Raw genomic sequence first — 11869 nt, 5'->3', positions numbered from 1 at the left:
TTTTCACGTCCCGTAATTCGTAATTAAAATTTCGTAATTGATATTCCCATTCCCGTAATTCGTAATTGAAATTTACTAAAAATGTCATAATCAATAGTAGAACTCATCTCTTCCATTACGAGAAAAGACGAAATATGTTCCACATCTTTTCCGCGCCTATTCCACGTCTATTCCACGGCTTATCCTCGACTATGCTTCTCTTGCGAAAAGACCCTGTTCCTGTTAAGTATGATGTGGCAAATTCTGAAAGGTAATCAGTTTGAATGGCGATCGGGTAATCGATTGTCTAGGTCAGATCTCTGGAGCATTTCAATTTTTTAGATAGAAGAAAATATTACAAATAATAAAGTACAACTCACAAGCAAGTATCTACGGTCGCTCTACCCTCGAGGTACGGCCGAGGTGCCAAGCCACAAATAATGTAGTTCTAACTGACTTTGAATCAGATATGACTTAAATGGATTTGGAAACTTAAATCTTAGCAAATGAAAATTAGACTTCCATCCTGATACCTCATGAAACCGTAGTACCTTTGGATGAAATTTAATATCGTTTTGTTTAAATCAGATGTACTCATTATAGGAACCGGAATAGCAGGATTAACCACAGCTATTCAGATCGCTCAGCAGCGGAAAGATCTGTCCATATCCATAGTTACCAAGACCAGTAAAGAAGAAACCAATACCCGATACGCTCAAGGAGGTATTGCTGCCGTGTGGGATCTTCATGAGGATGATATCAAAAAGCATATTGATGATACACTAGATGCAGGAGATGATTTGTGTGATCCGGCTATTGTAAAAATTGTTGTGGAAGAAGGGCCGCTTCGAGTGCAGGAATTGATTGATTGGGGAACCCAGTTTGATAAGAAAGATAGCAGTCATTTTGATCTTGCAAAGGAAGGGGGACATTCTGAGAATAGAATATTGCATTATAGGGATCTGACCGGAGCAGAAATTGAACGAGCTTTGTTGGCTAAAGTGGCAAGCTATTCCAATATCCAAATTCTAGAGCACTATTATGCGATTGATGTATTGACGCAACACCATCTGGGCTATAATGTCACACGTATTATGCCGGACATTCATTGTTATGGCGCTTATTTATTAAATCTTAAAAACCTGGAAGTAGAAATGCATCTTGCTAAAATAACAGTTTTAGCTACTGGAGGTGCGGGTCAAATTTATCGGGCTACTACCAATCCGGTTATCGCTACTGGAGATGGCATAGCCATGATGTATCGGGCTAAAGGCCATATTGAGAATATGGAATTCGTGCAGTTTCATCCTACCTCATTATATAATCCTGCGTTGGTCAATCCTTCTTTTTTGATCTCAGAAGCAGTGCGAGGTTTTGGCGGTATTTTGAAATCTCAGAATGGAGAAGAATTTATGCATAAATATGATGCACGATTGTCTCTAGCTCCCCGTGATATTGTAGCCAGAGCCATTGACTCGGAGATGAAGGCACGTGGTGAGGATTATGTTTGTTTGGATTGCAGACATTTAGATCGGGAAGAATTTATTAAACATTTTCCAACGATTTATAATAAGTGCATGTCGCTTGGGATTGATCCTTTTGAGAAAATGATCCCTGTGGTTCCAGCCTGTCATTATATGTGTGGTGGTATTAAAGTAGATGAATTCGGTCGCAGCAGTATAGAGAGATTGTATGCTTGTGGTGAATGCACCTCTACAGGACTTCATGGTGCCAATCGCTTAGCCTCAAATTCATTGTTAGAAGGGGCTGTTTTCGGAAAACGAATCGCAGATCATTTGTTACATTCAGTAGATCAATTGAGTTTCAATGAAGATATTCCGGAATGGGACACACAAGGAACTAAACATCCTAAAGAAATGGTCTTAATCACCCAATCTATCAAAGAACTCAAAGACATTATGTCTTATTATGTGGGCATAGTAAGAAGTAATGTGCGTCTTAAACGCGCATCGGAAAGACTCCATTTGTTGTATTTGGAGACGGAAGACCTTTATAACACGACATTATTATCACCCCAATTGTGTGAATTGAGAAATCTGATAACCATCGCCTATCTAGTGAGTCGTTCAGCTAGTATGCGGCATGAGAGTCGAGGATTGCATTATACGACGGATTACCCTGAAAAAAATGCTTTCAAGCAAACGACTTTGTTGTAAGTAAACGTGAAAACAATATTTGGGCTTCATTTAGGATAACTAATTACGCTGATTTTTAATTTATCTGGTTAAATTGCAATTTATTAGGAATCCATGCAGCGTTTTCGGAATAAAATCCGACTTATATGTTTAAACCGGTTGGCGATTTGCGAAATCTTTCACCTGATGCTGAAATAGCTTTGGCTAAAGCTTGTTGTGCAGGTGAGCGTGAAGCGCAATTTCGCCTATTCGAACAATACAAGCGAACCATGTTTGGAATATGTCTAAGATTCATGGATAATCGACTTGATGCAGAAGATTTGCTTCAAGAGGGATTTGTAAATGTTTTTAAGGACATTTGTAAATTTAGTGGCAAAGGAAGTTTGGAGGGCTGGATAAGGACTATTTTTACAAGAGCAGCCATAGATCAACTTAAAGCCAAAAATAAAATATTGAAAACAATTGAATTACAACAGGATATTGAACCAATGATTTTAGACTCTGATTTAAACAATCCAAATGATGCAGAAGAATTGATCATTATGCTACAAAAATTGCCTAGCGGGTTTAGAACTGTATTGAATTTATATGTTCTTGAAGATATGTCACATGATCAAATTGCTAAAGAACTTGGAATTGCAGTAAGCACTTCGAGATCTCAACTAACAAGGGCTAAGGAATTTTTGAAAAAAATGATGTTAAAATCTATGTTATTGATATGAATTTCCAGCAAAATCAATCAAGAGATCATATTGACGAACTTTTAAACAAGTCGATGAATGGATTTCAACCAGATGTGCCCGATCATATGTGGAGTGAAATTGCCGGCCGTTTACCTAAACATCGAAGAAGAATCGTGTTTTTTTGGTATGCATTGGCCGCTTCGTTGTTCGTTGGAATGATATTGGTTTTCTTGACAACCAATCATGCCAAGACATATTACAGTGATTCATCTGATAAACAGGAAAATGTTCAAAAGGCAAAATCCAAGGTAGAATCAAATCTTAATGAATCAGCTGAAGATCCATTTATTTTGAAACAATCTTCAACGTTTACATCTAATTCTCACATTGGACCATTAAATAATAATCGAATGATCAAGCATTTGAATAATAAAATGGAATCGAGTCAATTATTAAAGGACAATGCATTGAATTTAAAAGTTCATGATCCTTTAGCTTCTCAAAACGACCCTATTATTGCTGACTATTTTGAAAACAACAATGATAAATTACTGCAAATAAAATGGAATGAATTGGCTATTGAATTGCCAAAATTAGATCTCCAAATCCTGACACAAGATAAACTAAGTATCATCCCAAAACATGAAAAAGTAATTTCTAAAACATGGATAGGTGGTCAATTTGCATGTTTTAATATAAATCATTCAAGTTCAAAAAATACGCAATCCATATCTCATATTGGAAAAATGGGCGTTGAATCCGGGATACAGATTCAAATGGATCATGGTCGCCATTGGCGATTTGGAATGGGATTAGCATATCAACAATACTATACAACACTTAATCATAATATGACACTTAGACTTAAGGATGCAATTCCAATAAATCCAAGTGATCCAGGTTTAAAAAATTATGCTTTTAACTATGAATATAATACTCCAATAGGAAGAAGTTCGATTCACATTCAAATGTCAGAACAAGATCATCCATCTTCAATGCCATTGGATGAACCTTTTGTTATAGCTATGCGTACTGATCAAAAAGTACAATCATGGGTATTGCCATTAAACGTTCAACGATTATTCGGAAAAAGAAAATTGCAATATTCATTCAGTGCTGGTACTTTGATTTCTTATCACAGTCGAGTTACCAATACTGTTGTGCATTATTCAGAATTATGCCAGGACTTGTGTTTTTCTTCGGATAAAACTCCAGTATTTAATACTATTCCTATTCATCGATTCATATTGGAAGGAACATTGGGTGTAGGCATAGCCTATTATGTGAAGCCAAGAATTCGAATCACAATCTCACCTGAAGTGGCTTATGGAATTCATGGTTTACAAAAAATGGGAATTCAATCAGGAATATTTTTTAACATCAAATAAACCAACAATTAATTAATCTAATTTTAAATTTAAATTTTATGAAGAATTTTTTACTCTTAATGTTATCTGTAATGATTGTTTCGAATGCGCATTCGCAAACAATGAACAAGGTCGCTTTTTCTTTTGACCATAAGGTGGGTGTTGATCCATTAGTTTTAGGAAAAACTGTTTTTACTATTTGGAATAATAAAAAAGTAATACTAACTCGTGCTGAATTTTATATTTCAGAAGTTGAAATTCAAAATCCAAATGGAAATATGATGCCTTTAACAGATCAATATCTCTTGATTGACGCTAGTAAACCAACTGACGTTCATGAAATGGGCCCTTGGGATATAGAAGGTGTTCGTGGTGTTAAATTACATCTTGGTGTTGATCCAGCACATAATCACGCGGATCCATCAACATATGCAAGTGATCATCCATTATCACTTCAAAATCCAACCATGCATTGGGGATGGTCAGCGGGATATAGATTCATGGCCATAGAAGGTAAGGTTGACAATAATGGTGATGGAAAGCCGGAAACTGCTTTTGAATTTCATAATGTAGGTGATGAGTTTTATAGAGCATTAGATCTACAAACTACTGTAAATGCAAAAGATGGAACATTAGATGTACATCTCATTTTAGATTATGCACAATTATTTAAAAATATTGCTATGACTGGTAATCTTATTCAGCATGGAAATTCATTTCTTAACAGTAAAATGACATCAAATGCAGAAACAGAAAAATTTATTACTGCTGCAGTTCAAGTGGCTAGCAAGGATTTGAATGCTAATTCAAAACATGTTGTCATTTCACCCAATCCATGTAGTACTGAATCCACAATAGACTATTCATTACCGGGTTCAAATCCATTAACTATGATAGTGATGAATGCTTTTGGACAAACCTTAAGTATGGTTAAAGACTTATCCAATTCAGGTACTATACATTTTCAAAGAAATCAGTTAGTCGATGGCATTTACCAAATTGTATTTTTTGACAATGGTCAATTATTATCCAGAAATCAATTTATTGTAATTCAATAATACCTATCACTGAGTCGGTAAATAATTTTACCGACTCCATTTTTTTAATTTTTATGAAAAAATTTTCAATTCTTTTTGGGCTTTTTATTTTGATGTGGGCTTGTCAAAAGGATGAAAATAAGCTTAACAATACGGATGAATATTTTTTAAAAGTACCTATTGGATTTCCTGATCCAAATATTCCTGATGATAATAAACTTACACGATCTCGGATTGCATTAGGAAAACAAATATTCTATGATCCAATTTTGTCAAAAGACAGTACCCGAAGTTGCGGTTCTTGTCACAATCAATATTTAGCTTTTGCTGATAGTTCTGCAGTAAGTTTTGGAATTGAACAAAGAGCAGGAACTAGAAATTCTCTATCCTTAGCTAATGTGGCCTATCAAAAAGCATTATTGCGTGAGGGAGGAGTGCCTACTTTAGAAATGCAAGTCTTAGTGCCCATTCAAGAGCATAATGAATTTAATTACAATATGTTGTTGATTGTAGATCGAATGAAGCGTATACCGGCATACGTTGAGGCTGCTCAAAAAGCTTATAATAGAGAAATTGATCCATTTGTTATAACTAGGTCTATTGCAGCTTTCGAACGTACTTTATTAAGTGGTAATTCACCATTCGACCAATGGTTTTATCAGAAAAAGAATAATGCTGTTGGAGAAACTGTAATACGAGGTTATTCACTTTTTACAAGTGAGCGATTGAACTGTACTAAATGTCATAATGGTTTTTTGTTTACTGATCAAAGTTTTACGAATAATGGATTGTATATAGATTATGCAGATTCAGGAAGAATTCGATTAACGGGATTAGATGTAGATAGGGCTGTATTCAAAGTGCCAAGTTTAAGGAATGTAGGATTAACTGTCCCCTATATGCATGATGGAAGTTTTAAAACCTTAGATGCCGTCATAGACCATTATCAAACGGGTGGAAAAGCCCATCCAAATAAAAGTATTTTTCTAAAACCTTTTATGCTGAGTGCTCAAGAAAGATTAGATTTATTAGCTTTTTTAAATAGCCTGACCGATTTAGAATTTATCAAAAATCCAGAATTCAAATTATAATTCTATGAAAAAAATAATTTTATTTTATATCATAATAAATTTTGTTTTCATAAGTGCTTGTGAACAAAATGAACCAGAAATGGTGCCAGTATTAGATCCTACGCCGTATGTTTTGAAAATTGGAGATTTTCCAACTCCAGATTTACCTGCGGATAATCCTTTAACCATTGCAGGAGTTCAGTTGGGTCGCATGTTGTTTTATGAAAAGAAATTGTCAAAAGATCTAAGTCAATCCTGTGCTGATTGTCATCAACAGAAAGATGCATTTTCTGATATTCGAAGATTTAGTGTTGGTGTTGATAAACTAGAAGGCGACCGACAGGCCATGGCCGTTATGAATCTCGCTTGGCATAACAACGGTTTGTTCTGGGATGGTCGTGCCGCGACTGTGCGAGATCAATCCTTAGGACCAATTCAAAACCCAATTGAAATGCATGAGACTTTACCAAGTGTCGTTGTTAAATTGTCTGCTGATAAAAAATATAAAGACCAATTTATTCGTGCTTTTGGTACGGATAGTATTACTGCTTTGAAAATGAGTCTTGCGATGGAGCAATTTATGTTTACTATGGTTTCTACGGAATCTAAATATGATAAATCATTGAGAGGTACGGATTCATTATCTGCATCTGAAGAAAGAGGCCGAAAATTATTTTTTACAGAATTTGATCCTACCAATAAGTTTCGTGGTGCAGAATGTTTTCATTGTCATGCAAGTGCTAATTTTACCAATGATGACTATATGAATAATGGATTGGATAACGATTCGCAATTTAAAGATTTGGGAAGATATAAAGTGACTAATCTGGATAAAGAAAAAGCAAGATTCAAAGTACCATCGCTAAGAAACATAGAGCACACAGCTCCTTATATGCATGATGGAAGATTTGCTACACTTGAAGAAGTGATCGATCATTACAATAGCGGTGTAAAAAATTCAAAAACTGTTGACCAATTGTTGCAATATAATTTACAACCTGGCGGATTAAAATTAACATTAGAAGAGAAGGCAGATTTGATTGCTTTTTTGAAAACATTGAGCGATACTAATTTTTTAACAAATGCCGCCTTTAAAACGCCTTTTTAAGGTTTAAAAAATGAAAAAAAATTCTATTTTCAGTTTAATTTTATTTTTTTTGGGAAGGTCAATCATTGCCCAAACCCAGATTCCTATTCCGCCTATTATCGACGGCACAACGTTTAATTTAGTGATTCAGAACGGAACAAGTGAACTATTCCCAGGTATAAAAACAAAAACGATCGGCTACAATGGGAACCAACTCGGTCCGACACTCATGGTAAATAAAGGATCAATCATCACTATTAATGTCCATAACAAATTAGGTGATACGACCACTACCCATTGGCATGGACTTCACTTAGCTCCAAAAAATGATGGAAGTCCTCATACGCCAATTCTAGCTGGAGAAACATGGTCTCCTACTTTTGAAGTCAAGGATAACGCCTCAACTTATTGGTATCACCCACACTTGCACGGAAAAACCTTAAATCAAGTTGTAAAAGGTGCTTCGGGATTCATTATTGTACATGATGCAGAAGAAGTTCTATTAAATTTACCAAGAACTTATGGTGTTGATGACGTACCACTTGTTTTTCAATGGAAAACGTTTGACGCCAACAAACAAATAGTCGAATTGGACGAAGTAGATAATGAGGTATTGGTTAATGGTGTTGTTAAAGGAAGTACATTAAGTTTGCCAGCGCAGGTCGTGCGACTCCGGCTTTTGAATGGATCGAGTCACCGATTTTTTAATTTTGGTTTTGAAAACGCTCTTGCTTTCAAACAGATAGGGGGTGATGGAGGATTGCTTGATGCGCCAGTATCAATGTCAAAACTCATACTAGCTCCAGGTGAACGCGCAGAAATACTGGTGGACCTTACAGGAAAAGAGGGACAAAACCTGAATTTACGTCAATATGGTTCTCTTCTTCCTCAGGGCTATCCTGGTGGAAGAATGATGCAAATGGGTGGTGGTCAGACTATGATGGGACCTTTAGATAATACGGATTTTGATTTGATGAAAGTCATTGTTGTTGCCCCCACTATTGGAGCCATTAAAAATATTCCTGCTACCTTGACAAAAAATGTTGTGTTGTCACAAGTTGGTGCTACAGTAAGAACTTTTGGTTTTACAGCACAACCCATGATGAGCATGACCAATTTTTATATTAATGGATTGAAGTTCGATATGGAACAAATTAATTTCAGTACAACACTAGGTAAAACTGAAATTTGGACCATAACAAACCAAACGATGATGGCTCACCCATTCCATGTGCACGGTAATTCATTTTATGTTCTTTCTATTAACGGAGCAACTCCTCCTGCAAATATGCGTGGACGCAAAGATGTAATTACTATTCCACCCATGACGGGTTCTGTGAAAATCGTTATGAAATTTGAAGACTTTAGTGATCCAAAAATGCCTTATATGTACCACTGTCATATTTTGAGTCATGAAGATGATGGTATGATGGGACAATTTATTGTGAATGGAAGTCCGACGAGTGATCAAGACAATTTAAATGATCAATTCAAAGTGAATGTGTTCCCCAATCCATCTTCTACTTCAATAAGAATCATGGCTACTCTTCCTGAAAAAAAACCGGTTAACATTTTTGTTTATAATTCTTTGGGTCAACTTGTGAAATCACAATATATTCATTCTACGTCTGATCTCAATATTCCAATGGATTGCCAAAATTGGAATAGTGGAATTTATTTAATTAAAATAGTTCAGCAAGATAAAAGGATGATATTTAAATTTATTAAAGAATAATTTGCAACATTAAATTTTATTAATGAGTAAATATTAAATAATTAGAACATTTTTGTTCTGGTTATTTCAAAGGATTAATATTAAGCTACTTGAACATTAATAAATGTTGAAAATCTTATGTTCTATAGTGTAACAAATTTAGTCTAATTAGAGATGAGATTTGTGTGAATTTGTATTAGAAATATTAACAATGGTACATACTTATAAAATTATTGGAATGACTTGTGATGGTTGTCGTACCAAAGTCGAAAAAAGATTGAATTCGATTGATGGTGTCGAAGCTAAAGTTTCATTACACCCGCCAATGGCAACTATAACGATGGAAAAGCACATTCCAACAACGGTACTCCAAGCAGCCTTAAGGTCAATTGGAGCGTACACCATAGAAATGAATGATGTAAATAGTCCACATGATGCTACTTCAAAAGATTCAGGTTCAGAATCTTGTTGTTCTAATGAGCCTCCAAGTGACAAAAAAGGAATTGCTATAGCAAGTATTGGAAATGGAAAATATTATTGTCCGATGCATTGCGAAGGAGATAAAGTTTATGACAAAGTCGGGGACTGCCCAGTGTGTGGTATGGATTTAATCAAAGGACAAGAAATAACCGTTACTAAAACATTGTACACCTGTCCTATGCATCCCGAAGTTATTAAGGAGGAATTTGGTTCATGTCCTATTTGTGGAATGGATTTAGTCCCATTGAAACCAAGCGACAGTGAGGATAAAAAAACCTATAATGATTTGGTAAAGAAAATGAAGATTGCAGTAGTTTTCACTGTTCCTGTTTTTGTTATTGCAATGATAGAAATGGTGCCAAACAATCCTTTACTCAAATTAATGGATGCCACAACATGGAATTGGGTACAATTATTATTAACACTTCCAGTAGTTTTTTATGCTTGCTGGATGTTTTTTGTACGAGCCTATAAATCCATAATTACGTGGAATTTAAATATGTTTACACTAATCGGGATTGGTACTGGAGTTGCGTTCTTGTTTAGTTTATTCGGAATGTTTTTTCCAACTATTTTTCCAAATGAATTCAAAACTGAGACAGGAGCAGTGTTATTATATTTTGAAGCTACAACAGTTATTCTAACTTTAGTTTTATTAGGGCAACTATTAGAAGCAAGAGCACATAGCCAAACGAGCGGAGCTATTAAAGAATTATTAAAATTAGCACCGACTGAGGCCATATTAATTGTTGACGGCAATGATAAAGTCATTTCTATACACGACATTAAAAAGGGTGATTTATTAAGAGTAAAACCTGGAGACAAAATTCCGGTTGATGGTAAAATCACAACTGGAGAAAGCAGTATTGATGAGTCCATGATCACAGGTGAACCGATTCCAGTTGATAAATCTCAAGGCGATGCTGTTGTAGCAGGAACTATAAACGGCAATAAGTCTTTTGTAATGATTGCTGAAAAAGTAGGATCTGAAACCTTGCTCTCGCAAATTGTTAAAATGGTTAATGACGCTAGTCGATCTAGAGCACCTATTCAAAAATGGGCAGATCGTATTGCTAAATATTTTGTCCCAATTGTAGTCATCATTTCGGGATTAACTTTTTTCGTTTGGGCTCAATTTGGTCCTGATCCCGCATTGGTTTATGGCTTTATAAATGCGATTGCTGTTTTAATTATTGCTTGTCCTTGTGCATTGGGTTTGGCAACACCCATGTCGGTAATGGTTGGAGTTGGTAAAGGTGCTCAAGCGGGAGTATTGATAAAAAATGCCGAAGCTTTGGAAAACATGAACAAAGTAAATGTTTTAATAACCGACAAAACAGGAACAATAACAGAAGGAAAACCATCAGTAGATAGAATTTATTCATCTAACAACGATGAAGATGCATTGTTAAAAAACATTGCTTCTTTGAATCAATACAGCGAACATCCATTAGCCCAAGCAGTAGTTAATTATGCTAAAACTAAATCTATTTCTCTCATAGAAGTCAAGGATTTTGAAGCTGTTGCAGGAAAAGGAGTTACAGGAACAGTGATCGATAAAAAAGTAGCTCTAGGTAATAGTAAGCTAATGGAACAAGTTCAAGCGACTATTTCTGATGATTTAGAAAACAATGTTATTGAAGAGCAAAAACTAGGAAAAACGGTATCTTATATTTCAGTTGATGCCATTGTAGTAGGCTTTGTATCGATAGCTGATGCAATAAAAATATCCAGCAAAGAAGCTATAAAGGAACTCATGCGTCAAGGTGTTGAAATAGTGATGCTTACTGGCGACAATGCGAATACAGCCAAAGCAGTTGCCGATGAATTAAGCTTATCATCTTATAAAGCAAGTTGTTTACCAGAAGACAAATTAAACGAAATAAAACGATTACAATCCGAAGGAAAAATTGTAGCCATGGCAGGCGATGGTATCAATGATGCTCCAGCATTAGCCCAAGCCGACATTGGAATTGCTATGGGAACAGGAACCGATGTGGCTATTGAAAGTGCTAAAATCACATTAGTAAAAGGCGATTTACAAGGCATAATCAAAGCTAAAAATTTAAGTCATGCAGTGATGAGAAACATAAAGCAAAATTTATTCTTTGCATTTTTTTATAATGTTTTAGGTATTCCAATTGCTGCTGGCGTATTGTATCCATTTTTTGGAATTTTATTGTCGCCAATGATTGCCGCATTAGCTATGAGTTTTAGTTCGGTCTCAGTAATTGGGAATGCACTTAGATTGAGAAATTTGCAACTATAAAAAAAACAAATTGGGCAACAGCGAAAC

Annotated in this window: 8 protein-coding genes; all 8 read left to right on the top strand. The window is 35.3% G+C overall.

The genetic code is table 11. The features are described 5' to 3' along the window. Positions 1 to 554: 554 nt before the first annotated feature. Positions 555 to 2156 carry an L-aspartate oxidase gene (nadB, locus tag IPK88_03645; GenBank protein MBK8242495.1) on the top strand — a complete coding sequence of 534 codons (1602 nt, stop codon included), beginning with the start codon at positions 555 to 557 and terminating at the stop codon, positions 2154 to 2156. Between the two features lie 125 nt (positions 2157 to 2281). Next, positions 2282 to 2857, top strand: coding sequence for a sigma-70 family RNA polymerase sigma factor (locus tag IPK88_03640; GenBank protein ID MBK8242494.1), 576 nt, complete (start codon positions 2282 to 2284; stop codon positions 2855 to 2857). Then, positions 2854 to 4206 carry a hypothetical protein gene (locus IPK88_03635; protein MBK8242493.1) on the top strand — a complete coding sequence of 451 codons (1353 nt, stop codon included), beginning with the start codon at positions 2854 to 2856 and terminating at the stop codon, positions 4204 to 4206. The genes IPK88_03640 and IPK88_03635 overlap by 4 nt, the downstream gene beginning before the upstream one ends. A 38-nt stretch (positions 4207 to 4244) precedes the next feature. Further along, complete coding sequence (locus tag IPK88_03630) at positions 4245 to 5243, top strand: T9SS type A sorting domain-containing protein (protein ID MBK8242492.1); 999 nt, start codon at positions 4245 to 4247, stop codon at positions 5241 to 5243. Positions 5244 to 5296: 53 nt separating this feature from the next. Next, positions 5297 to 6313 (top strand): c-type cytochrome, encoded by a 1017-nt coding sequence (locus IPK88_03625; GenBank protein ID MBK8242491.1) that lies wholly within the window; start codon positions 5297 to 5299, stop codon positions 6311 to 6313. A 4-nt stretch (positions 6314 to 6317) separates the two neighbouring features. Continuing rightward, positions 6318 to 7400, top strand: coding sequence for a c-type cytochrome (locus tag IPK88_03620; GenBank protein ID MBK8242490.1), 1083 nt, complete (start codon positions 6318 to 6320; stop codon positions 7398 to 7400). 10 nt (positions 7401 to 7410) lie between these two features. Further along, entirely contained in the window at positions 7411 to 9114 is a 1704-nt protein-coding gene (locus tag IPK88_03615; GenBank protein MBK8242489.1) for a multicopper oxidase domain-containing protein, read from the top strand. 190 nt (positions 9115 to 9304) lie between these two features. Next, positions 9305 to 11842 (top strand): heavy metal translocating P-type ATPase, encoded by a 2538-nt coding sequence (locus IPK88_03610; GenBank protein MBK8242488.1) that lies wholly within the window; start codon positions 9305 to 9307, stop codon positions 11840 to 11842. The last annotated feature ends 27 nt before the right edge of the window (positions 11843 to 11869 follow it).

Origin of the sequence: Candidatus Defluviibacterium haderslevense (assembly GCA_016712225.1) — a bacterium.
Taxonomy (GTDB): Bacteria; Bacteroidota; Bacteroidia; order Chitinophagales; family Saprospiraceae; genus Vicinibacter; species Vicinibacter haderslevensis.
The sequence above is the reverse complement of the archived record's forward strand: the minus strand, read 5'-3'. Positions and strand labels throughout refer to the sequence as shown.